Genomic DNA, 23988 nt, shown 5'->3' on the forward strand with positions numbered 1-23988 from the left:
CATGCGCAGACGGAGCCGTTATTTGCAGGCCATTCCACGCAGTTTAAAACAGGTGCCCTGCCCGGTCCTTTTTGGTCTGCAGATAAAACTCGTTATGACCATTGGACGGGAATTTGTGCGGCACGCGCTCGGACACCGAAACACCCCAGTTTTCCAAACCTGTGAGTTTTTCCGGGTTGTTGGTCAACAAACGCACTTTTTCAAACCCAAGCTGACGGAGCATTTCGGCCGCCGGGCGATAAACGCGTTCATCGGCGTCAAAGCCAAGCTCTTCGTTGGCATCAAGGGTGTCAAACCCGCGATCCTGAAGCGCATAGGCGCGCAGCTTGTTCACAAGCCCGATGCCACGGCCTTCTTGACGCAAGTACAGAACGATGCCGCCCTGCCCGCTATTGGCGATTTCTGAAATCGCGCCACGCAACTGCGGACCACAATCGCAACGGAGCGATCCGATCAGATCGCCGGTAAAGCATTCGGAATGAAGACGGATCAGAACCGGTTTGTCCTTGGTCGGTTCATCAATCACGATGGCCAGATGTTCCTGCCCACCATCTTCGGGACGGAACGCAATCACCGTGGCGTTTTCTGCATCTTCCAGCGGCACACGTGCTTCGCTGACCTGACGCAGGGATGCCGCCGATGCATTTTCATAACCATTAATGCTATCTGATTGCAGCACCAAAAGGTTCTGACCACGTGCAAGGTTTTCCAGCTGATCTGCGCCAACCGCAACCGTCACCACAGCGGGCAGAAGCCGTGCAAGCTTTGCCAAACGGATGGCCGCACTTTCGGCCATGCTGACCGGACGCCAATCACCGCTCGGCAGTTTATCAAGATCGAGCAACGGATTGGCGATTTCGCCCAAACGGTCGGCATTGATGTCTGACTGGCTCTGGCTCACAAACGCGATGAAGGCATCATCCTTGCAGGCACGGCCCAGTGATTTGGCGCGCACACGCGGAATGACGATTGCTGGTGCTTCGCCATTTGCCGCGATATCACACAGACGTTCAAAACCATGTTGCGATAATGGTTCAGCGGCGATGACAGCAACGGAATGGGCTTCGCCATTATGATGGCCCTGCACCAGCACGATCTCGCCACGGCGCAAATCGGCCACGGCACGGGATACTGTCACCAGATCGGTGGCCGGGATCAGATTGCTGTCATTTTGGGCCGTCGCGGCAGAGCTTTGGGTCATCGGTATCTTGTCTTTGTGATCACAACATCGCGATCCGGTGGGTATGGGGCTGGATAAGGTATAGGTCAATGGGTTAAAGCGAAAACAGTTTGTTCTTGAAAATACACTGTAAGACGCTGATCCTAGAACGAGTACTACATATATGGCGGGCTTGGAGCTTAAGTTCCACAAAAACAATGGTGTGATACAGCACCAATTCGAGCCCAATATATAGACGGGATCTGGCAAGCAGCAAGGGATGGTGAATGTCGACAGGTAAACAGGTTCTCGTGGTTGAGGACGATGCAGCGCTCAGCCAGTCTTTAACTGAACAGCTTCGCCTGCATGAAGAGTTCGAATGCGTTGTCGCTCATAGTGGCAAGGATGCGCTTGATGCCGCCAAGGAATCCTATTTTGATGTGATCCTGCTTGATGTCGGTTTGCCCGACATGGATGGCCGCGATGTGTGCAAATTGATGCGCCGCGCCGGGGTCAAATCCCCAATCATCATGCTGACCGGGGCCAATAGTGATTCAGACACCATTCTGGGCCTTGAATCCGGCGCCAATGACTATGTCACCAAGCCATTTCGCCTCAATGTCTTGTTGGCGCGCATTCGCGCGCATATCCGCCAACATGAACAAAGCGAGGATGCCGTTTTTGTTATCGGCCCCTACAGTTTCCAGCCAAGTGCCAAGATCCTGATCGAAACCGCGACCGAGAAAAAGGTCCGCTTGACGGAAAAGGAAACCTCGATCCTGAAATTCCTGTTCCGGGCTGGCGACAAACCGGTCACGCGCGAAACCCTTCTGGACGAGGTCTGGGGATATAATGCCGGGGTCACCACCCATACGCTGGAAACCCACGTCTATCGCTTGCGCCAAAAGATCGAAAAGGATCCATCCAACGCGGCGATCCTGATTACAGAGCCCGGCGGGTATAAACTGATCCCGTGATTTCAGGTCCGTTTCATTGCTGAATAAAAAAAATCCCGTTTTATCGGGATTTTTTTATCACAAAGTTCGGACCCCAGCGTCATAGGACTCGTGCCAATTATCCACAGAATCCCCAAAAATCGAGTTTTCACTCAAATCGATAGAGAAACGCCTGAAAATGAGTGCGAATTACACGATTTCCGATTGAACATCGGATTTTTGGCACAAAAATCAGCCTGAAATGTCGATTAGTAGCCTCGTGACCCAAAAATCGCTGTTCCAACCCGCACATGGGTCGCCCCAAGTCGGATTGCAGCCTCGTAATCACCGCTCATTCCCATGCTTTTGATTTTAAGGCCGTGGCGTTCGGCAATCTTGCCAAGCAGGGTGAAATGCGGTGCCGGTTCTTCATCAACCGGGGGAATGCACATAAGGCCAATGATCGGCAATTTCAGCTCATCGCGGCACATCTTGATGAAATCATCAGCATCCTTGGGCGCGATGCCGGCCTTTTGATCTTCTTCACCCGTATTGATCTGAATGAACAAATCAGGGCACTGGCCGGTTTTATCACGATACTTTGCCAATGCATTGGCCAGTTTCGGGCGATCAACCGTCTCGATCACATCAAACAGCTCAACCGCATCCTTAAGCTTGTTGGTTTGAAGCGGCCCGATCAGATGAAGCTCCAGGTCCGGAAATTCGTCTCGTAAAGCAGGCCATTTGCCCGCGGCTTCCTGAACCCGGTTTTCTCCGAAGACACGACGCCCATCAACCAGCGCCTTGCGCACATGGTCCGCTTCATGGTTCTTCGACACACAAACAAGGGTCACATCATCCGGGTTCCGACCAACAGCGGCACAGGCAGCATTGATATTGCTTTGAATTTCAGCAAGATTCTTGGCGACATCCTTGTTGTCAGACGCGGTGTCATGAGTGCTCATGGAAGATGACCCTTGGTGATTGGTGCATGGGTGGTTGGCGCATGATTGCTTCGAGAATTTAGGCGCAGAATCGGGATAGTATCAATGGATGACACCCTGTTAAAGCAGGCAAGACAGCTCAATCTGCGCAATGGCGGAAAACACTGCGTCATCCCGCCGATTGTTCTTATGACCGATGATGTGCGTTTGCCCGATCCGGAAACGGCAATCAAGGCTTTGCCAGCTGATAGCATGGTCGTTTTTCGCCACTACAATCACCCCGAAAGGGCAATACTCGGTGCCAGATTGAGCAGACTTTGCCGCGCCCGAGGCATCCTGTTCCTTGTTGCCAACGATCTTGCACTCGCACTCAAACTTGATGCCGACGGCATCCACCTACCCGAATACCGCATCCATCAAACACCGCAGATTTACACGCAGATCCCGCATGACTTGATCCGAACATCTGCCTGTCACCAGATCAATACGATCCGTGAGTTACAACAGTTGTCGGGTATCGCCCGCCCTGACGGAGTTTTTATCTCCCCGATCTTCCCAACCCAAAGCCACCCAGGGGCCAACATACTAAAGCAGAGCGATATGCTGGCAATGGCAAGGCTCTGCAAAGAAGCTGAAATGTCGCCCATCGGGCTTGGCGGCATCACAGGAAAAACAGCCACTAAACTGCGAACATCCGCCCTTGCCTCTTTGGCGGGGATAGGGTTTTCTGCACCCGTCAGCTGACCAGCTTTGAGACTGGAGAACGACCCCAAATGCCCCGCAAGCCCCATCCGTCACGCAAGACATTTACCCGGTTTTCGTCGCGATTGCCGTTTCAGTTCGGATTGCCAAATGTCAGCCCATCATTGGGTCAGGCATCGGATGACAGCGCGGTTTACTTTACGCGCGCAACATCCCTCTTGCGGCAGCAGGTTTTGGCGAAGGCCTCCGGGGTAAAGATCAAATCAGACAGCTATCGGATGCAGGTCGTTCCGCGCGATGGCTGGCATGAACTTGATCTGACGAAGAAATCGATACTCTTTTTGATACCTGATGATGCCCTTGGCGACTGCGTGGGCATGACCTTGTTCCTTAAGGCGCTAAGGCTTCGCTTCCCCAATGTCAGGATCGGCGTTTTGAACGGCGGTAGTGCATCAGATATCTTCGCACTTATTCCCGATATCGAGATTTTCCAACTCTTTATGTCGTCAAAACAATTCGCGCGTTTTGACCACGTCGTTGATCTCAGCGAAATGGAAGGCTGGAAAGACATCGCAACCATGCCGGTGAACCCGGAAGAAGCACTGTGCGAGGCGTTCGGGATTGATCCCTGTCCGCTCGATGAACGAGAACCGGTGGCAAAAGCGGGAATGCGCATCGGAATTGTCCCGATGGCTTCATCACCGCTTCGTACCCTGCCACCGAAGCTGGTTCAAACCATTACCGAAACACTGGCAAAGCAAGACGTTCACATCACCATCGTGCTCAATGCCTATCAAGGTGTGATGAAGGAATACAAAGCCGCCCTTGGCGATTTAAGTGGTGAAAACATCGAGCTTGTCGATGGCTTTAAAACCATCGGCGATCTTGTCCAGTTCGTTGGTGAACAGGACTATCTCATCGCTGCCGATAGTGGCCCCGCCCATATTGCGAAGCTCTTCCAAACGCCGGGATTGGGCATCTATAGCTCTGCTTCAGCAGCAACCCTTCAGGGACGCCATAAAAACCTCAAGACGTGGCAAAGCAGTTTCAAAGGCACCTATTGCGAGGCACCCTGTGGGCTCGCAAAGCTTCGCGCGACCTCTGATGGCCAAATTGGCTGCATGGGAAGTTTGAATGTGCCGATTAACGAACTCAAGCAAGTTCCCGGAAACAGTGACCTATCGCTTGCAAACGCGCTTGTAACAGATGATCCGGTTCCGTGCGTTGCTCAGCTGGCGCGCTCTGACACATCGATTGCTTCGACAATCTGTGACGATCTGGGATATCCGACGACCAACTAAGACCAGGCACTACTCAAAAGAAAAGGGGTGGCCGAAGCCACCCCTTCATATCCGCTTCAAATTCCGAAGAATTAGAAGTTCAGGACCAGACCGGTTACTGCGCCGTAGCCGTCATTGTCAGCAATCGCTGCGTTGTCGGACTCGTCGTCGAACCAGAAGATCGAGGATTTCCAGGTCACGCCTGCACCAAGGGTGTAAGCAAGGCCAAGATCAACGGTGCTGATTTCGCCGGTACCCGACAGATCTTCAGCCGAGGAGCTGTCGATGTCGCGGTTGCCGTATTCAGCATAGCCGTAAGACAGGGAAACGGTGGCTGCGTCCATTGCGTAGGAAACGCCAACGTCGAATGCGTCTGTGTCGTCGCCGGTGCGGGAGTTTTCACCCTGTGCGAAATCGTCTTCGATGTGTCCCCAGGAGGTGCCAACTACGAAGTTGCCAAAGCCAACGGTTGCACCAAGGCCGTACCAGTTGCCTTCACCCTGGTTTTCGCCAACAGCAGAAACACCAACGGAAACGCCGTCGAATTCACCCTGGTAGCTAACACCAGCGGAAATAACGTTGTCACCACCCGTTGCGGTGTCGTTGTTGTTCGAGGTGTCATCATCTGCGTAAGAAACGCCAGCCTGGAAGCCACCAAGATTCGGGGTGAAGTAGGTGACACGCTTGTGGTCGCCGGTCGACGGAACGGTGTCGATCAGGTACGCATCAACCCAGTTGGTAAGGTCGCCATCGTTAACGCCAACCGGACCAACAGACGGTGCGGTGATGCCGAGCGAGTCGGCTGCACCATCGTCTTTACCAAGCTTGACCTGACCGAAGCCACCGTTGACGAACAGATACTGTTCATCGATCTGGTCAGAGGAGGTTTCAGCTTCGAGTTCGATTTTCGCACCAACTTCGATGCCGTTATCGAGCGTGGTTTTACCGGAGAAGTGAACTTCTGCGTCGGACTGGAAAGCGTTTTTGGACTCACCGACGTCCTGATCAGCAACACCGGCCCACTGTTCCATGTAACCACCAACTTCAAGCTGGATCGGCTCGGAAGCCTGTGCGGTGCCTGCAGCAGCAACAGCGACGAGTGCGCTGGAAGCAAAAAGAATCTTTTTCATCTTAACCCTCAATAGAATGACGTTTAGGGACGAAGGGGTTTGAACCGGACGGCCCTTCGTTCTGTCGAGGGTCATAAAGACATCCAGATGACCGTTGGTCAATTAATATACGTGACCAATGGTCATTTACAAAACAAAGTGTAATAATTTCGCAACACAACCCTATCGCAAGAAACTGTCATGCAGTACTATAGGCAATTACTATTCTACCATTACAGAAATATTCCAGTCCCTAAACCTCTACCCACAGAAGCTCACTACCGTACCTGTCTGATGGTCATTATTTGTTTTGAATTGAGCTGAAATTTGGTTCTGGTAATAGTACCTTTCCCATAAGTGAGTCACTGCCACGCGCACAAAAAAAGAAGGGGATGGAAAATCCATCCCCTTCAACTCTTCAACTAATCCGTTAGGGATTAGAAGGACAGTGCGAGACCGGTAACTACACCGAAGCCTTCGTTGTCGTCTGAGTTGCCAGCAAGCTGACCTTCAGAATCGAACCAGAATACGGAAGACTTCCAAGTCACGCCTGCACCAAGGGTGTAGGCAAGACCAAGGTCAAGAGCAGAAACTTCGTCCGAACCGGTTGCATCGTTGCTACGATCGTCTTCAGCGTATGCGTAGGTCAGGGAGACGGTTGCTGCATCCATTGCGTAAGAAACGCCCACATCAAAGTGAGTGTCGTCGTCTGCAGTGGTACGGTTACCATTGGTACCGGTACCGATGTTTGCAGTTACGTTTTCACCGAAGCCAAATTCTGCGTCGCGGTGCATCGCAGATGCACCAACGGTGAATGCACCGAAGCCAACGTTTGCACCAACGCTGTACCATTCGCCTTCACCCATGTGCTCGCCGGTTACTGCAACGGCAACGGAAACGCCATCGAAGTCGCCGTTGTACTGGATGCCAGCAGAAACGCGGTTGTCACCGGTTGCTACATCATCATCGTTCTCAGAGCTGTCGTCGTCTGCATAGGAGAAGCCAGCTTTGAATCCACCGAGCGACGGGGTGTAGTAGGTGATACGCTTGGAGTCACCACCAGCCGGAACAGTGTCCGGGGTCGCAGCCAGAGCAACCCAGTTCGGCATATCGCCATCGTTGGCGCCAACCGGGCCAACTGCCGGAGCGGAGATGCCCATATCAGCTGCAGCGCCGTCTTCTGCACCAAGCTTAACCTGACCGAAGCCACCGTTAACGTACAGGTACTGTTCGTCAACCATGGTGCCGGAGTTGCCGCCTTCACCGACGAGTTCGATTTTCGCACCAACTTCGATGCCGTTGTCCAGAGTAGTCGCACCGGAGAAGTGAACTTCGGTGTCAGACTGGAAAGCGTTGTAGTTGTCCTGAGCGTTGTTGTCCTGATCAGCAACACCGATCCACTGTTCCATGTAACCGCCAACGGACAGGCTGATTTTCTCAGAAGCCTGTGCCTGGCCTGCGAATGCGACAGCGACGAGTGCGCTGGAAGCAACCAGAATCTTTTTCATCTTTTCCCTCAACGTCTTTGCTTACGCCTTGTGGCGCTACAACAAATTTTTGGACAGCTTTTGCCGCCCGGTTCGACACGAATGGAGCCACTAATCTTGCGCCACGTCAACAATTGCTGTGACGCAAAAACCACATTAGGCAATGCGTGTTGCAGAAAAAGCACACTGGTTTTCTTTGCTCATCGCACATTTCCGCCCTATATTCGCGGGAAATATTGATTTTGATCGTCACAAACTTGTCTAAAGGCCGGAAATGATAACCTTTTCTTCGTTCAAGTCGCTGGTTGCCGGGGCAGGTGTAGCACTGGTTTTGACAGGCTGTGGTTACACTTCAGTGGACTATGACCAGTTTCCTGGCTCCGCAAATACTGACGAACGCGTAAACGGCCGGGCTATGACCCGCGCGCAGGAAAAAGAACGGGGTGGAATATTTGGGTCAAATGGCCTGAACATTTTTGGTGGCGAACAACAGCAGCAAGGTGGTGGATCCGGCATCGGCGTGAACAGTTTCTTGTGGCGCGCTACGCTCGACACCCTGTCATTCATGCCGCTGAACTCGGCCGACCCGTTTGGCGGCGTGATCATTACCGACTGGTACACACCTGCTGAAACGCAGAACGAACGTTTCAAGCTGACGGCGTACATCCTTGGCACCGCACTTCGTTCTGACGCAATCAAAGTCTCGGTATTCCGTCAGGTCAATGTAGGGCCTAACCAATGGCAAGATGCGGTTGTTGAAGACGGTACAGTAACTGCGCTGGAAGATTTGATTCTAACTCGTGCACGCCAGTTGCGCATTGATAGTGCGAATGCCGAATAGGCCGTTGGCAAACGACACCTTATATATCTCACCAGAATATAACCCCCACTCGCTTGAACGTGACTGGGGGTTCTTCGTGCGCGAGCAGCGTGGGCGTGTATTTGAAAGAATGTCGTCGGGGCTAGAGGATCTGAGGGCTGCGCTTTGCAACGTGGGCAGGTCAGGAAATCAGGTACATGCTCCGAAGCCTGCAAAAGTCACGACGGATGCATTAGCTGAAAATGCTGAGCAGCTTTGCAGCGAAGTTGGGTTGGATGTGGTCTCGTTGGCCTTGCTTGCTGATGTACCAATGCACAGGCCACTGCACGTGACACATAACAGCCTTATCGGACATTGGCGCTGGTTGCGCGCTGTTTGGCGTTTCGCGGCCGAACTTCCTCAATATGGACTGCAACACTCAGATCCGAGGCCCGATCCCGCCATCAGTGCTTTTCTGACCGATGGTAAGAACAATCTTGCCATTGCAGCACTAAGGGAAAAGTTCAAGCAGCTTGAGCAAGAAGGCTTTGATCCCGAGAACTACCTTTCTTTCGCAAGCGGCCTAACTCTGTTTTGCCCTTTTATCGGAACCGAACTATTGTGGCGCCAAGGTCTGATCACGGCGTCCAAGGCAAAAGGCACAGTTAAATGAGATTGCGCGCGGTATTTCCGGTTCTTGCAGTAGCTGCACTCACACTCTTGAGCGCATGCGGCTTTCGGCCGCTTTATGCGACCAGCGGCGACAATTATAACACCGCCGCCAACATGGCGCGGGTCAATGTTGCCCTGATCAATGACCGTGTCGGACAGGTCACCCGCAATGCACTGATCGAAACTCTGACCCCACGGGGCCAGGTTGCGAGTCCGCTTTATGATCTTAAGGTCACTGTAACGGAATCGACGAGCGGGCAAGGCTTTACCAAGGACAACGAAGCCACCATCTCTGATTACCTGATTAGCGGCAATTACGAACTCACGCGCCGGTCCGACTCCAAGGTATTGCGCAAAGGTAATGTACGTGCGCGTACCAGTTACAACATCGTCGATTCGGATTTTGCCAGCATCGAGGCTGAGAGCGCGGCACGTAATGACGCAGCACGCAATCTCGCCCAGCAACTTGCCAATCAGGTCGCGATCGGGCTTCGCTCGCAATAACGCAACCAGACTTCCCCGTTCACAATTCACCACCAAGTCCTCTCATGAAGCTCAAAGCGGCCCAGGTCGAAAACTTTCTCCGTGCTCCGGATGCCAAGGTTCAGCTCGTTCTGATCTATGGCGAGGATGAAGGACTTGTGCGCGAGCGCGCCGTGAAACTGGCCAAAACCGTGGTTGAGGATCTCAAGGATCCCTTCCGGGTGATCGAGCTCGGTATCCCACAACTCAAAGAAGACGGCGGGCGCCTGCGTGATGAAGCCGCCGCCATTAGCTTTGGCGGCGGACGCCGTGTGATCCGAATCCGCGATATTGGCGAGGCTCAGGCCCCGATCATCGCCGATTTCCTCGGTGACCCTGCTGGCGATGCCCTGATTGTGATTGAGGCCGGAAGCCTTGCCACCAAATCCAAGCTGCGTCAGGCCGTTGAAAAATCCACCAATGGCATGGCCCTGCCCTGTTATGCCGATAGCGGCCGCGACATTGAAGGGCTGATCAACTCGATCATGGAAGAGCACAAGCTTCGCATTGATCGCGATGCCACGCGTTATCTGGTCGCCAATCTGGGCTCTGACCGTATGATTTCGCGAAGTGAGCTCGAGAAACTTGCCCTTTACGCGCTTAAAGAAGGTCAAGTCACACTGGCTGACGCGATGGCCTGCGTCGGGGATAGTTCCGCGCGCCATTATGACGATGTCATTCAGGCCGTTTCACAGGGCAATGTGGTCAATCTTGATGCCGCCCTGACGCGGCTGGTCGAAGAGGGCCTTAATCCGGTTGGGGCCCTTCGCATGATGATCAGCTATTTTCAAAAGCTGCATCTGGTTAAGGGACAGGTCGCCCAAGGCACCAATGCCGACCAGGCCATGAAATCACTGCGCCCGCCCCTGTTTTTCAAGGCAGCAGACCGGTTCCGCGCAAATCTGAACAACTGGGCCGTCAATAACCTTCAACGCGCTCTGCAGATCCTTCTCGAAGCAGAACGCGATTGCAAAAGCGGCCTCGCCATACCCGAAACCATTGCCCATCGTGCAATGATCAAGGTTGCAGTTGCCCGTCAGAAGCAAGGTAGGCGCTAGTTTCCATCGAGTCGGAAACTTAAGAGACTTTTTATATTGCAACGCAACATTGCATCCCACTTCCCTATACCGGCTTCCTGCCTTACCCCAAAGCGTTAGCCTTCCCCCCCATTCAGTATAGCCCGCCTGTTCAAACACCGCTGGCATCCCCACCTCAATCCCACAGGTATTTGATAAACAACGATGCTTGCGCCCCGCAACGCAGGCACAGGGGATACTTGGGGACATATCTGCATATTCAGATCTGATGAGAGAGGGACATCACAATGAAGACTGCATTCCATCGCGTGCTTGGCGCTGCGATCGTTTCTGGCGCCGCCTTGGCGGCTTCAATTCCGGCCATGGCACAAACATCCATCCTGCCATCCGACGCCTATGACGCCTGCCCGCTTGATAAGACGGAACTGGCAACCTGGTTCAAAGACGGTCAAATCACGCTGAATGGCAGCGTCACGGCCGCCGACAGCGCCAAGTTTCCAACTAACAACACCAATTGCGATTTCTTCAAATGGTCATCGCAGATGTTTCTGTGGCTGACATCGCCGACAAAGCTCAAAGCCACCGGTGATATGAGCTACATCTTCGATGCGGATGGTTTTTATGATGTCTCGCCGGAAAACGACAAGGGTGTTCGCAAGTTCTTAAAGAACGATACGCCGATCAACAATTTCCTGGTCCGCGTCAATAAGCAGGACGAAGCCGTTCCAACCACCATCGGTGAAACGGGTCAGGCCGGCGGCGGCGGGATCCTGATTTCCCAAGCCGGATCGATTGTCTATTACGGCATCCATACCAACACCTTCTATGGTGCGTTCCTGACCGGGCAAAAGGCCGGCACGATCAAACTGGGCACCTTCCCCACGACCGAGGCCGACAAGGACGAAGTCGTTGCCTATGCCAAGGCCAACGGCCTTGATGCGTCCGCCCCCATGGCGCTTGCGATCGAGCTTAAAACATCCTGGGTCGATGCCAGCACCGTCGCAAACCCGGAAAGCTATGTTCAGGTAAAGGCAGAAGTCCCGAAATACGATCAAAGCGTCGCAACCGAATGGAAGCTTACGGGGACGGAAACAAAAACACTGGCCCTGACCGGTATGCACGTGGTGGGTTCCGTTTTGGGTCACCCGGAAATGATCTGGGCGACGTTTGAGCACCAAAACAACACGCCCAATGGCACCTTCTATTATCAAAGCGCTGCAAACGCCGTGACCGAGGCAAGCTTTGATCCTGCGGCATCCGGCTATACCTTCTATGCGCCCAACACGCCGGATAATGGTGTGAATGTCGAAACGGCTCATGTCGGCAAAAATGGCAATATCGTTCTGACCGCACCGGCCACCCGGATTGTGCCGACATCGGTTGTCCGCACCAATCCATGGGGAACACCGGGGTCAGATGCCAACAGCGCCACGGTCAATGCGCAGATCATCTCGATGAACAATAACGTTCTGGGCAACCTGGTGTCCGGCGACATCCGGGCAAACTATGTGCAGATCGGCGCAGTCTGGACCCAAAACGGCATCATCCCGCAAAGCCCGCTTCCCGATCAAACCAACAGCAATGTTGCCCTGCTGGCCCCCGAAGTCGGATCATCGCGTTTGGCCAACACCACCATGGAAACCTATTTCCAGGGCACCCAGATGGGCAATTGCTTCCTGTGTCACAATGCCGGTGGCTCCCCTGCACCAACGGCAAGTTTCGGGGATGAGGAACTCAGCCATGTCTATTTTGATCTGGCACCGCTGAAATAATTTCAGCCACCACTGATCACACGCTGAAACGCAAAACGGGCCATCAATGTGATGGCCCGTTTCACGTGGAACAATCAGCAGATCAGATCACTTGATCAACTCATCAAGCTCGTCCTCGCCGACCTCGTCGCTTTCGATCGGATCGTCGCCTTCCGGACCGTCGATCATGAATGCTTCTTCATCATCCTCTGGTTCGGGCAAGGCGACTTCGGCGATGTTTTCAAGCTCAGCTGTCAGATCGTCTTCATCGATCTCACCCTGCTCTTCACCGTCTTCGTCCTCGATAAACATCGAGTTCAATTCGTTCTCATCCGAATCTGCCGAGTTGTCGATGTCGTCTTCCGCATTCAGCTCATTGGCTTTGCCGTGTGTCAGGCGCTGCAGGATGTCGTCAAGTTGCTCAAGCGTATCGTAGCGAATCGAGATTTTGCCCGATGCGCCGTCAAAGTCGATATTGACCGCCAACCCCAACATGTTGCTAAGGTCACGCTCCAAAGCCACAGTATCTGGGTCTTTTTCAACAGATGACCCGCCCGATGATCTTTTCGGACGCGAAGATTTCCCGCCATCCGTTTTCACAAGCTTTTCGGTCTGACGAACGTTGAGGCCCTTTTTAACGATCTGTGCTGCCAGCTCAACCGCGTTATCTGCGCCAAGCAATGCACGCGCATGGCCAGAGCTCAGAACCTTGTCAGACAGCATCTGTTTGATCGGTACCGGAAGAGCCAAAAGACGCAAGCTGTTAGCGATGTGGCTTCGACTTTTGCCAAGGGCCTGGCCAAGCGCTTCCTGCGTATGAGAAAACTCGCTCATCAGGCGGTTATAGCCTTCGGCCTCTTCAAGCGGTGAAAGATCCTGACGCTGCAGGTTTTCGATAAGGGCAATCTCGGCCGTCTCACGATCGTCGAAATCACGCACCAAGACCGGAACTTCATGAAGCTGTGCACGCTGTGCGGCACGCCAACGACGTTCACCAGCAATGATTTCATAGGTGGTCTCGCCGGTCGATGACGCACGCACCAAGATCGGCTGAATGATGCCCTTTTCGCGAATCGAAGCCGCAAGATCATCAATCGCTTCGTCGTCAAAGTTGCTGCGCGGCTGGAACGGCGACGGTTTAAGATCGGTAATCGCAATCAGCTGCGTTGTACCACCCGGCCCAGGATGCGCTGCGGCACCCGCCTTGTCACCACCAGAAACGGCAACACCGACATCCTCGTCTTCTTCCCCAAGAAGTGCCGACAGTCCTCTCCCCAAGCCGCGTTTTTTTGCATCGCTCATGCTTTAACCCCTTCGCGTTTCAGGACTTCGCTTGCAAGATTCAAATAGGCCCGTGAACCCGGGCACTTCATATCATACACCAGCACCGGCGTGCCGTGGCTTGGTGCCTCTGACACACGGACGTTGCGCGGAATAACGGTGCGATACACAACATCGCCAAAGTAATCGCGCACGTCATTGGCAACCTGTGCAGACAGGTTATTACGCTTGTCATACATGGTCAGAACAATGCCCTGGATCTCGAGATCCGGGTTGAACGCCTTCTTCACGCGTTTGATCGTACGTACCAGATGGCTGACACCCTCAAGGGCAAAGAACTCGCATTGCAACGGAACCAAAACCGCGTCTGAGGCGACCAACGCGTTAAGCGTCAGCAGGCCCAAGGACGGCGGGCAATCAATCAGGACGTAATCAACATCATGCGGAAGCTTACCAAGCGACTCCTTAAGTTGCGTTTCGCGACGTTCGAAATCGACCAGCTCGATCTCCGCACCAGACAAATCCATACCCGACGGGACAATGGTCAAACGCGGGATCGCGGTATCAAGCCGCGCTTCTTCCAACGAGTTTCCATTGATCAAAACGTCATAAGAACTGATCTGACGGTCCGACGGGCGCAAACCCAAACCGGTGCTGGCGTTGCCCTGCGGGTCAAGATCGACGATCAGAACCCGCTGGTTTACCGCGGCCAATGCGGTTGCCAGATTGATGGTGGTGGTGGTTTTACCAACCCCGCCCTTCTGGTTGGCAACGGCGATGATACGCGGACGATGTCCAGCGCCCTGAGACTGGGTAGAAAGCGGCAAGTCAATTACATCGGTCACCGGCTAACTCCTTTTAAGATCATCACGACACCGTCCGGATCGACCAGGCTGGCATGCGTGGTTACATCAAATGTCCAACCAGCGTCGCGTGCGTCCGCCAGCTCATCCTCAAAGGCACGTCCCTTCAGCAGCACATAATGGCCACCGTCTTTTAGATGTCTTTGGCCAAGCTCAAGCAATTTGGGCAGTGGCGCGAAGGCCCGGGCAGTGATCACGTCGGCACCGCACGGTGCAGCCGCTTCGATTTGCTCACGGGCAATCTCGGTTTGACCTAGTACACCGCAAACACGTGCTGCTTCCATCAGGAACACGGTCTTTTTGGTGTTGGATTCCATCATGGTCACGTTTCCGGCACCAAGAATTGCCAGAACGATGCCTGGGAAGCCAGCACCAGAGCCAAAATCAACAATCTTGCCCTCGGCTGCAACATCGTGCAGATGGGGCCAAAGCTGAGCAGAACCCTGTAAATGACGTCCCCAAACGTCTTCTGCCGTGCTGGCGCCAACGATATTAATGCGTGGCTGCCACTTAACGACAAGGTCTGCATATAGGCTTAAACGGTCCAATGTTTCACGTGAAACACTCAAATCGCGTTCAAACCATGTTTTTACGGGTGCGGAAATGGGTTGCATAAATGATTTATACGTTCAGTTTGAAAAACACACCAGCCAAGATTTTTATGTTTTGTGATTTTTCACGCTAACAGATTTGATAAAAACGATAAAAAACATCGAAAATGTTTCACGTGAAACACCCACGTCCATCTTTGCATCACTTTTTCTGCAACGACGCGTCGCTTCCACGAATCGCCACCGCGTCGAATCGAATTCCCCACGCACGTCGTATCCAGAACAACGGATGTCAGCCCCAACAGATGTTTCACGTGAAACATCTGGATCGCCCTCCCTCACCTGCGCCAGACGTATCCAGGTTTGGGGGTTGGGTTTCAGTCCTTTCGTTGCTTGTGGCGCGGACTTGAGTTTCGGTTTGAGTCTGAAGTTAGGCGACCCCGACCTGAACATACGCCCTGCACATGGATCAAGGCCAGCGGGGCGGATGACTGACCCACACACCGATAAACCTGGCTATCGCACGAAATCCGACTCTCGGTTAAGGTCGTTTGGCAATGCGGAGCTATCGGGGTAATACCCTTCCGTCTGTTGCCTCATTCTTCCCATTCCGTTAGGTCACAACAAGGCAAAATAAAAGACCCGGCTGTCGTCACAATCGGGTCCTGAAAATCGGATTGGTCTGTAGCTGCCGTCGAAAAGATCAGGCACTTTTGACAGTCTGACCATCGGCCTTGTGTTTGTGGCTTTTGATGTGACCAAGCAGGGCGGTCACCGCCGCCGGGGTCACGCCAGGGATACGCGATGCAGCGCCGATGGTTTCCGGCTGAATTTCTTTCAGCTTAAGGCGGATCTCAGCCGACAGGCTTCCGACTTTATCGAAGTCAAGACCGCGCGGCAGGCGAAGTTCCTCGTCACGGCGGAAAGCTGCAACGTCAGCCGACTGGCGTTCGAGGTAGCCTTTATACTGCGCATCGATCGAGACCTGCTCCTTGATCGCCGGGTCAACCTCGCCCAGTTGCGGCCAGACTTTGGTCAGGGTATCGAAGTCGATATCCGGATAAGCCAGCAAATCATAAGCCGTACGACGTACACCGTCCTGATTGATCTTGATGCCAAATTTGGCAAGACCATTCGGGGTTTCGGTCAAGGTCGATACTTCGGACTTGGCGGCATCAAGGGCTACTTTTTTATCGCCCCAGACTTTCTCGCGGGTCGAAGCAATGCAGCCAATATTAAGACCACGATCGGTCAGTCGCTGATCAGCGTTATCGGCACGCAACATCAAACGATACTCGGCGCGCGAGGTAAACATACGATAAGGCTCGCGTGTGCCCAGCGTCACCAGATCATCGATCATCACACCGATATAGGCATCCGCACGATCAAGAACGAATTCGCGTTCGCCGCCTGCGGCGATCAATGCCGCATTCACACCAGCAATCAAGCCCTGCCCGGCTGCTTCTTCATAGCCGGTGGTGCCATTGATCTGACCAGCGAAGAACAGTGCCGCAACCTTTTTGGTTTCCAGCGTATGGCGCAGTTCGCGCGGATCGACGAAGTCATATTCGACTGCATAGCCCGGACGGAAGATCTCGACCTTCTCAAGACCTGGAATGGTGGCCAGCATAGCAAGCTGCACTTCTTCGGGGAGCGAGGTCGAGATGCCGTTCGGATAGACGGTGGGATCATCGAGCCCTTCGGGTTCGAGGAAGATTTGATGCTGATTCTTCTCCGCAAAGCGCACGACCTTGTCTTCGATCGACGGGCAATAGCGCGGACCACTGCTGGTGATCTGGCCACTGTACATTGGGGCGCGATGCAGATTGGCACGAATGATTTCGTGGGTCGCTTCGGTGGTCCAGGTCATATGACACGGGATCTGCGGAACCGTGATTTCCTTGGTCAGGAAGGAAAACGGATCGGGCGGGTTGTCACCCGGCTGTTCCTGCAGGCTGGCCCAATCGATGGTCCGCCCATCGAGACGCGCCGGGGTTCCGGTCTTCAGACGTCCAAGACGGAATTCGTATTTCTCAAGCGTGTCCGACAGACCCATTGCCGGGGCATCGCCAATGCGGCCTGCCGGCGTGGTCTTCTCACCGATATGAATAAGACCACGTAAGAATGTGCCGGTGGTCAGGACAACAGCACCGGCGCGATATTCAATGCCCTCGCCGGTGATCACACCGCCAACGCGATTGTTCTCGTCAATGATCAGGTCTTCAACACCACCTTCAAGGATCGTGAGGTTTTCCTGATTAGCGAGGATGTCCTGAACCGCTTCGCGATAGAGCTTGCGATCAGCTTGCGCGCGCGGGCCACGAACGGCCGGACCCTTGGACCGGTTGAGCATACGGAACTGAATGCCGGCGCGGTCAATCGCACGGCCCATCACACCATCAAGTGCATCAACCTCGCGCACCATATGCCCCTTGCCCAGACCACCAATGGCCGGGTTACAGGACATTTCACCAATGCGATCGGCGCGATGTGTGACCAATGCAGTATTGGCACCCATGCGTGCGGCAGCCGCTGCGGCCTCGCACCCGGCATGACCACCGCCAACAACAATCACATCAAAACGGTTTTGCAACACATTCTGTGACATCAAATTCCTCACTCAATCCCTGCGCGGATCATGGCTCGATCCAGCCGCAAGCATGAACCTTGTCTGGTTCAAATAGGCTTATCCGGTTCATCTGCTGAACCAGTGTTTCACGTGAAACAATCCTAGAGACTGTTTCCTGATCTTATTTGCCGATACAGAAATCCCCGAAGATAATATCGAGCAAATCTTCCACATCGACGCGTCCGGTAATCTTGCCGATTTCGCGCACTGCAAGCCGGACATCTTCGGCAGCCAGTTCGGCGATATCGGTCTGCATTCCGCGATCCAGATGATCGCTGGCACTTTCAAGTGCGCGGCGGTGCCGCAACCTGGTTAACGGTACAGGCCCCGCAAAATCGAGCCCCTCTTTTACGCGAGTCTCCAGCAGTTGCAAGAGGGTTTCCATCCCCTGCCCGGTCATGGCCGATATGGCCAAAACGGGAAGCTCAAGCCCGCGACCTTCAACCGATGTTCCCTGCCAGACCTTCGGGATTGATGCGCCTTCGTCCCCATCAACCTTGTTGATCAGAATGATGGTATTGCCATCAATCAATCGGGCTGCTTCGGGATCAATGTTGGGCCAGTCACCACGGTCGATGACGACAAGGCGGAGATCGGCATTCTCGGCCCGTTCGGTGGCACGACGCACACCTTCGGATTCAATCACATCTCCGCTTTCGCGCAGGCCTGCGGTATCGACCATGGTCACCGGAAAGCCACCGAGGTCGAGATGCACTTCAATCATGTCGCGCGTGGTCCCGGCGATCTCGGAAACGATTGCCGCATCACGTTGCGCAAGACGGTTCAGAAGGCTTGATTTACCGGCATTGGGTGCGCCAAGAATAACGATCTGAAACCCTTCGCGCAGGCGCTCGCCCCGGCGGTTATCCGCCAGATGTTTTTTGACATCACTATTCACCGCGATCAAATCGCCGCGCACAACCGGTACAATCCCGTCCGGAAGGTCTTCGTCGGGGAAATCAATATCGGCTTCGATATGCGCCAGTGCCTTCATCAGGCGTGCACGCCAGCCTTCGTACAATGATCCCAGCTCACCCGCCATCTGGCGCACAGCCTGACGGCGCTGGGCGGCGGTTTCGGCATCAATCAGATCGGCAATACCTTCGGCCGATGTTAGGTCCATCTTGCCGTTTTCAAAGGCGCGTCTTGTATATTCACCGGGTTCAGCGATGCGCAAACCATCCTGGCGCGACAGGCAATCAAGCACTCCTTCAATCACCGCACGCCCGCCATGCACATGCAGCTCAACCACGTCTTCGCCGGTAAAGCTTGCCGGACCGGCAAAATAGATCGCCACCGCATCATCCAACCGCTCGCCTGATTGCGGGTCGCGGATCGGCGCATAGATCGCATGACGTGCCTTTGGCATCTGATCCCGGCCCAGAAGCGCACAAAGGATCGGCCCCGATAACGGCCCGGACAAACGGATCACGGCGACACCTGCGCGCCCGGCCCCTGATGACAGGGCAAAGATGGTTTCTCGGCTTGCAATCATGATGGATCGTTCATTCTTGTGGTGATCGTCCCTGCGCGTATGCGCGGCCCGGGGCCGTAGGGACGGTTAAAAACATGCGTGCTGTCGATATCGTTCAGACAGCACCAAAGGTCAACATATCGAAGCTTTGGCAAACAGGGTTTTAACACGTTTCAAAAAACAAAACGGCCCCGAACGGGACCGCTTGTATTGGCTTGAACGCGGCCTATTGGTCAGGGCTGAGTTGCAATCTTTCGACGATCTGCCCGCCCACCAGATGGTCATTAAGGATCGCATCAATGTCTTCCATCGTCTCATAGCGATACCAGGTACCTTCCGGGTAAACCACCATCACCGGCCCCAATTCGCAGCGATCAAGGCAGCCTGCGGTATTGATGCGGGTTTGCGGGAGCCCAAGCTCCTTGGCCCTGACCTTCATATAATTGCGAAGCTTGGTCGCCCCTTTGAAATTGCAGCATCCGCGTTCATGGCCCGCGGGTCGTTCGTTCTGACAGACAAAAACATGTGCCTGATAGTAATGGTCACTCACGTTGATCAGTCCTTATCACCGCCGCCCGGCGTGCTGTTAAACTGGCCCCAGAATGCTTTTTGCAGCTGTTCCCAGTTCTGGATGCCCTGTGGCAGCCAGGTATTAAGCATGGTTTCCGGGTCCATTGCCGCCAGATTGGATTTCATGCGGTCTTCGATTTCCTGCATCATCGCTTTTTGCATCGGCTGGACATCGGGCAACCCGAAAAAGGTACGGGCCTCTTCCGGCGTGCAATCAATGTTTACAGTTACTTTCATCGCCCTGATCTCCTGTTCTTGTCGGTTCTTTTATCTGCATCGTTTGGCTGGGCGCCACAATATCATGGATTTGCGACAAAAGATTACAGGCATTTGCCTTTATGAATGAAGTCATTACCCTTAGACTCCTTCAAACAGCCTAACAAAGGGTTGCCGATCTTCGCCACGCCACCCGAAATGATAAACGCCGTCCCCCAAAACGGCACAGGACATGACATGGAACTCGCACGCAACAATCTTGGTTCGGAAACCAGCCCCTATCTATTGCAGCATCGCAATAACCCGGTGCATTGGCAGCCCTGGAGCGCAGAAATACTTGCCGCCGCCAAAGCCGCCAACAAGCCGATCCTGCTGTCGGTGGGCTATGCCGCGTGTCACTGGTGCCATGTCATGGCCCATGAAAGCTTTGAAGATGAGGGCATGGCAGCCCTGATGAATGATCTTTTCATCAATATCAAGCTCGACCGCGAAGAACGCCCTGATCTGGATGCGCTCTATCAAAATGCGCTGGCGTTGCTTGGCCAACAGGGCGGCTGGCCGCTGACCATGTTCCTGACACCCGATGGCGAACCGTTCTGGGGCGGGACTTACTTCCCCAAAGAAGCCCGTTATGGCCGTCCGGGATTTGGTGATGTGCTGAAGACGGTCGCCAAGATCTATGCCGAAAAGCCTGATGATGTGCGCCACAATGTCGATCAGATTTCAAACGCACTGGTTAAAATGAACAGTGCGGCGGTTGGCTCCGTCCCGACGCTTGAGATGATTGATCGCTGTGGTCATGGCTGCTTGCAGATCATGGACGGGGAAAATGGCGGCACATCGGGTGCGCCAAAATTCCCGCAGCCGAGCCTTCTGGCGCTGATCTGGCGGACAGGTGTGCGTACCGATGATGAGGAACTTAAACGCATCGTCAAACACAGCCTCGATCGCATGTGCCAGGGCGGCATTTATGACCATCTGGGCGGCGGTTTTGCCCGCTATGCAGTTGATGACCAATGGCTGGTGCCGCATTTCGAAAAGATGCTTTATGACAATGCCCAGCTGATTGATCTTCTGTGCGATGTCTGGCGGGCGGATGCCAATCCGCTTTATGCCAAACGGGTTGAGGAAACCATCACCTGGATCTTGGCTGAAATGCGCATCACCGGCGGTGCCTTTACCGCAAGTCTGGATGCCGACAGCGAAGGCGTCGAAGGCAAGTTCTATGTCTGGTCCGAGGTCGAGATTGATACCCTTCTGGGCTCTGATGCCGATCTATTCAAGAAGTTTTATGACGTCACACCGGGCGGTAACTGGGAAGGTCACACCATCCTGAACCGCACGGCGTCCGGCCTTGGTCTTGCCGATGATGCGACCGAACAAAAACTGGCTGAACTTCGCAGCAAGTTGCTGAGCGAACGGGCCAAGCGCATCCGTCCGGGCTGGGATGACAAAGCCCTGACCGACTGGAACGCAATGACGATTGCCGCCCTTGCCGAGGCCGCCCTAACCTTCAAGCGCCCGGAATGGCTTGATTACGCCAAGCTTGCCTATAATTTCGTGACCGGCACGCTGATGAAGGATGGTCGCTTCCTGCATAGCTACCGCGAAGGCAAGGCACAGCATGCCGGTATGCTCGAAGACTACGCGCACATGATCCGAGCCGCCCTGCGCCTGTTTGAATGCTTTGGCGAGGATGCGTATCTGCGTGAGGCCGTCGAGTGGTCGGAAACCGTCGAAACCCTGTTTGCCGATGCCAAGGGTGGCTATTTCCAGTCTGCATCTGATGCCAGCGATCTGATCATTCGCCAGAAACCCTATATGGACAACGCAGTGCCATCGGGCAATGCGATCATGGCCCAGAACCTGGCAAAGCTTTATGCACTCACAGGCGATACCAAATATCGCGATCGGGCGGAAATCACGCTTTCGGCCTTTGGCGGACGGATTGGTGACCAATTCCCCAATATGCCGGGCCTTCTTCTGGCGGCGGAAATGCTTCAAAACCCGGTGCAGATCGTACTGATCGCCAAGGATCGCAGCCAAGCTTACCTTGAAATGCGCCGGGCCATCTTTGCCAGCTATTTGCCCAACCGGGCGATCACCATCCTGGGCGATGGCGATCCCCTTCCCGACGGGCATCCGGCACAGGGCAAAACCGCGATTGATGGCAAGGAAACCGCCTATGTCTGTCAGGGGCCGGTTTGTTCTGCCCCGGTCACCAGTGCCGATGATCTTGCCAAATTGCTTGCCGATCTGCCTGCCAAGGCGGCATAAGGCAGCAATATTCATTTCTCGCCGCCCGGAAAGAACACACCAATGCCGCAAATCTCGATCAACAGCCCGATTGGTGCCCTGACCATCTTCGAGTTCGATGACCAGATCGTCGCCCTTGATTGGGGCTTTGTCGACGAGATGGAGCCAAGCCCGGTTCTGGAAGAGGCGAAAAAGCAGCTTAACGCCTATTTTTCCGGCCAACTGGGCCACTTTGACCTGCCCTTGGCACCCGATGGTACTGATTTCCAAAAGGCCGTCTGGGACGCCATGTGCAATATCCCGGCGGGCAAAACCGCGACCTACAAGGAACTGGCGGCTGCCGCCGGATCGCCAAAGGCATTTCAATCGGTTGGAACCGCGTGTGGTCTAAACCCGATCCCGATCATCATCCCCTGCCACCGCGTTCTGGCATCGGGTGACAAGCCCGGTGGTTATTCCGGTCAAGGCGGGCTTGAAACCAAGCGTGCGCTTTTGAAGATCGAAGGCGTTGATCTTTTGATTGGCAGCGATCAGGGCAGCTTTGATCTGTAAAGCTGCACGACTGTTCGGCATAAATCCGCTGCTGCAAAAATCACTTATCTGACCTACACTCGGCCCATTGATGAAACAAGCGTTCCAAAACGCACAGATGGGAGGTCACCAATGACCAAGGCATTCCGGTTCCATGAAACGGGCGGCAGCGATGTCCTGAAATTCGAAGATGTTGAGGTTGGCACACCGGGCGAAGGCGAAGTTCGCCTGGCCCAAAAGGCCGTTGGCCTGAACTATATCGATATCTATTTCCGTTCCGGCGTCTATCCGGCCCCGTCCCTGCCGTCCGGCCTGGGTCTTGAGGGTGCCGGCGTGATCGAGGAAATCGGTCCGGGTGTCACCGATCTTGCCGTCGGCGATCGCGTGGCCTATGCCGCACAGCCGCTTGGCGCCTATGCCGAAGCACGCGTGATGCCGGCCAAGGGTCTGGTGAAGATCCCTGATGATGTCAGTTTCGAGCTGGCGGCCGCCGCCATGCTTCAGGGCATGACCGCCCAGTACCTTCTGCGCCGGACCTATAATGTTAAAAAGGGTGACACCATCCTGATCCATGCCGCAGCAGGTGGCGTTGGCCAGATCGTTTGCCAGTGGGCCAAACATCTGGGTGCGACCGTGATTGGCACGGTGGGCTCCAAGGAAAAGGCCGAGATTGCCAAGGCCAAAGGCTGCGACTACCCGATCCTGTATCGCGAAGAAGTGGTATCTGAGCGCGTCAAGGAAATCACCGGCGGTCAAGGCGTTGAAGTTGTTTATGATTCGGTCGGTAAAGACACGTTTGAAGACTCGCTTAAATGCCTGAAACGTCTGGGCATGATGGTCTGCTTTGGCCAGTCCTCAGGGCCGGTTCCGCCGATCACGCTGGCGCAGTTGGCACCGGGTGGCTACTTCCTGACCCGTCCAAGCATCTTTAACTACAACGCTACCCGCGAAGAGCTTCTGGCAAGCGCGCAGGACCTGTTTGATGTTCTGAAATCAGGTGCGGTCAAAATCGACATCACGGCCACCTACCCGCTGGCTGATGCCGCCAAGGCCCATGAAGACCTTGAAGGCCGCAGAACCAACGGATCGATCATCTTTACGGTCTAAATATTTGATATCATGACATTTTCAAAGGCAGGGCTTGGTCCCTGCCTTTGGTGTTTGTACCTTTATCGTCGACATGCTGGTTTCCGGCCTGCGCGGGAATGACAAGGAATGGC

The 23988-nt window shown here is 54.3% G+C and carries 22 protein-coding genes; 11 read left to right on the forward strand and 11 right to left on the reverse strand.

Annotated elements, in window-relative coordinates; all coding sequences use genetic code 11:
* Nucleotides 1-43 precede the first annotated feature (43 nt).
* Nucleotides 44-1201, reverse strand: a complete 1158-nt coding sequence (ribA, locus tag ACMZ66_RS01630) for a GTP cyclohydrolase II (protein WP_416933807.1) — start codon at nt 1199-1201, stop codon at nt 44-46.
* Between the two features lie 245 nt (nt 1202-1446).
* Here ribA and ACMZ66_RS01635 point away from each other — a divergent pair, with 245 nt between their 5' ends.
* Nucleotides 1447-2136, forward strand: coding sequence for a response regulator transcription factor (locus tag ACMZ66_RS01635; protein ID WP_416933809.1), 690 nt, complete (start codon nt 1447-1449; stop codon nt 2134-2136).
* A gap of 227 nt (nt 2137-2363) precedes the next feature.
* Here ACMZ66_RS01635 and ACMZ66_RS01640 read toward each other — a convergent pair whose 3' ends face one another.
* Nucleotides 2364-3059 (reverse strand): YggS family pyridoxal phosphate-dependent enzyme, encoded by a 696-nt coding sequence (locus ACMZ66_RS01640; RefSeq protein ID WP_416933811.1) that lies wholly within the window; start codon nt 3057-3059, stop codon nt 2364-2366.
* Nucleotides 3060-3143: 84 nt separating this feature from the next.
* On the opposite strand from ACMZ66_RS01640, the gene ACMZ66_RS01645 reads away from it, so the two are divergent.
* Nucleotides 3144-3782, forward strand: coding sequence for a thiamine phosphate synthase (locus ACMZ66_RS01645; RefSeq protein WP_416933812.1), 639 nt, complete (start codon nt 3144-3146; stop codon nt 3780-3782).
* A 29-nt stretch (nt 3783-3811) separates the two neighbouring features.
* The gene (locus ACMZ66_RS01650; RefSeq protein WP_416933814.1) at nt 3812-5041 is read left to right on the forward strand and encodes a glycosyltransferase family 9 protein; all 1230 of its coding nucleotides are present in this window, start codon (nt 3812-3814) and stop codon (nt 5039-5041) included.
* A 71-nt stretch (nt 5042-5112) separates the two neighbouring features.
* Here the strand turns inward: ACMZ66_RS01650 and ACMZ66_RS01655 are convergent, their stop codons facing one another.
* Complete coding sequence (locus ACMZ66_RS01655; RefSeq protein ID WP_416933816.1) at nt 5113-6150, reverse strand: porin; 1038 nt, start codon at nt 6148-6150, stop codon at nt 5113-5115.
* Between the two features lie 416 nt (nt 6151-6566).
* On the reverse strand, nt 6567-7637 hold the full coding sequence (locus tag ACMZ66_RS01660) for a porin (RefSeq protein ID WP_416933818.1): 1071 nt from the start codon (nt 7635-7637) through the stop codon (nt 6567-6569).
* 253 nt (nt 7638-7890) lie between these two features.
* On the opposite strand from ACMZ66_RS01660, the gene ACMZ66_RS01665 reads away from it, so the two are divergent.
* From ACMZ66_RS01665 to ACMZ66_RS01685, 5 genes are all read left to right on the forward strand, one after another.
* Entirely contained in the window at nt 7891-8457 is a 567-nt protein-coding gene (locus ACMZ66_RS01665) for a DUF3576 domain-containing protein (protein ID WP_416933820.1), read from the forward strand.
* 4 nt (nt 8458-8461) lie between these two features.
* Nucleotides 8462-9088, forward strand: coding sequence for a hypothetical protein (locus ACMZ66_RS01670; protein ID WP_416933822.1), 627 nt, complete (start codon nt 8462-8464; stop codon nt 9086-9088).
* The gene (gene lptE / locus ACMZ66_RS01675; RefSeq protein ID WP_416933824.1) at nt 9085-9591 is read left to right on the forward strand and encodes an LPS assembly lipoprotein LptE; all 507 of its coding nucleotides are present in this window, start codon (nt 9085-9087) and stop codon (nt 9589-9591) included. Before ACMZ66_RS01670 ends, lptE begins: the two co-directional genes overlap by 4 nt.
* A 44-nt stretch (nt 9592-9635) precedes the next feature.
* Nucleotides 9636-10667, forward strand: a complete 1032-nt coding sequence (gene holA, locus ACMZ66_RS01680; RefSeq protein ID WP_416933826.1) for a DNA polymerase III subunit delta — start codon at nt 9636-9638, stop codon at nt 10665-10667.
* A gap of 266 nt (nt 10668-10933) precedes the next feature.
* Nucleotides 10934-12418 (forward strand): hypothetical protein, encoded by a 1485-nt coding sequence (locus ACMZ66_RS01685; protein ID WP_416933828.1) that lies wholly within the window; start codon nt 10934-10936, stop codon nt 12416-12418.
* 87 nt (nt 12419-12505) lie between these two features.
* Here ACMZ66_RS01685 and ACMZ66_RS01690 read toward each other — a convergent pair whose 3' ends face one another.
* From ACMZ66_RS01690 to ACMZ66_RS01720, 7 genes are all read right to left on the reverse strand, one after another.
* Nucleotides 12506-13699, reverse strand: coding sequence for a ParB/RepB/Spo0J family partition protein (locus tag ACMZ66_RS01690; RefSeq protein ID WP_416933830.1), 1194 nt, complete (start codon nt 13697-13699; stop codon nt 12506-12508).
* A complete protein-coding gene (locus ACMZ66_RS01695; protein WP_416933832.1) occupies nt 13696-14523 on the reverse strand; it encodes a ParA family protein in 828 nt (275 codons plus the stop codon). Before ACMZ66_RS01695 ends, ACMZ66_RS01690 begins: the two co-directional genes overlap by 4 nt.
* Entirely contained in the window at nt 14520-15110 is a 591-nt protein-coding gene (gene rsmG / locus ACMZ66_RS01700; RefSeq protein ID WP_416933834.1) for a 16S rRNA (guanine(527)-N(7))-methyltransferase RsmG, read from the reverse strand. The genes ACMZ66_RS01695 and rsmG overlap by 4 nt, the downstream gene beginning before the upstream one ends.
* 685 nt (nt 15111-15795) lie before the next feature.
* The gene (gene mnmG, locus ACMZ66_RS01705; protein WP_416933836.1) at nt 15796-17700 is read right to left on the reverse strand and encodes a tRNA uridine-5-carboxymethylaminomethyl(34) synthesis enzyme MnmG; all 1905 of its coding nucleotides are present in this window, start codon (nt 17698-17700) and stop codon (nt 15796-15798) included.
* Between the two features lie 142 nt (nt 17701-17842).
* Nucleotides 17843-19216, reverse strand: a complete 1374-nt coding sequence (gene mnmE / locus ACMZ66_RS01710; RefSeq protein WP_416933838.1) for a tRNA uridine-5-carboxymethylaminomethyl(34) synthesis GTPase MnmE — start codon at nt 19214-19216, stop codon at nt 17843-17845.
* A 205-nt stretch (nt 19217-19421) separates the two neighbouring features.
* Nucleotides 19422-19745: a (2Fe-2S) ferredoxin domain-containing protein gene (locus ACMZ66_RS01715; RefSeq protein WP_416933840.1), complete on the reverse strand. Its 324-nt coding sequence runs from the start codon at nt 19743-19745 to the stop codon at nt 19422-19424.
* A gap of 5 nt (nt 19746-19750) precedes the next feature.
* Nucleotides 19751-20002 (reverse strand): DUF6489 family protein, encoded by a 252-nt coding sequence (locus tag ACMZ66_RS01720; RefSeq protein WP_416933842.1) that lies wholly within the window; start codon nt 20000-20002, stop codon nt 19751-19753.
* Between the two features lie 216 nt (nt 20003-20218).
* On the opposite strand from ACMZ66_RS01720, the gene ACMZ66_RS01725 reads away from it, so the two are divergent.
* The 3 genes from ACMZ66_RS01725 to ACMZ66_RS01735 all read left to right on the forward strand — a co-directional run bounded on the left by ACMZ66_RS01725 (nt 20219) and on the right by ACMZ66_RS01735 (nt 23875).
* A complete protein-coding gene (locus ACMZ66_RS01725; RefSeq protein ID WP_416933844.1) occupies nt 20219-22258 on the forward strand; it encodes a thioredoxin domain-containing protein in 2040 nt (679 codons plus the stop codon).
* Nucleotides 22259-22300: 42 nt separating this feature from the next.
* Nucleotides 22301-22789, forward strand: a complete 489-nt coding sequence (locus tag ACMZ66_RS01730; RefSeq protein WP_416933846.1) for a methylated-DNA--[protein]-cysteine S-methyltransferase — start codon at nt 22301-22303, stop codon at nt 22787-22789.
* Nucleotides 22790-22900: 111 nt separating this feature from the next.
* Nucleotides 22901-23875 carry a quinone oxidoreductase family protein gene (locus tag ACMZ66_RS01735; RefSeq protein ID WP_416933848.1) on the forward strand — a complete coding sequence of 325 codons (975 nt, stop codon included), beginning with the start codon at nt 22901-22903 and terminating at the stop codon, nt 23873-23875.
* The last annotated feature ends 113 nt before the right edge of the window (nt 23876-23988 follow it).

Source organism: Thalassospira sp. (genome assembly GCF_048059015.1).
GTDB lineage: Bacteria > Pseudomonadota > Alphaproteobacteria > Rhodospirillales > Thalassospiraceae > Thalassospira.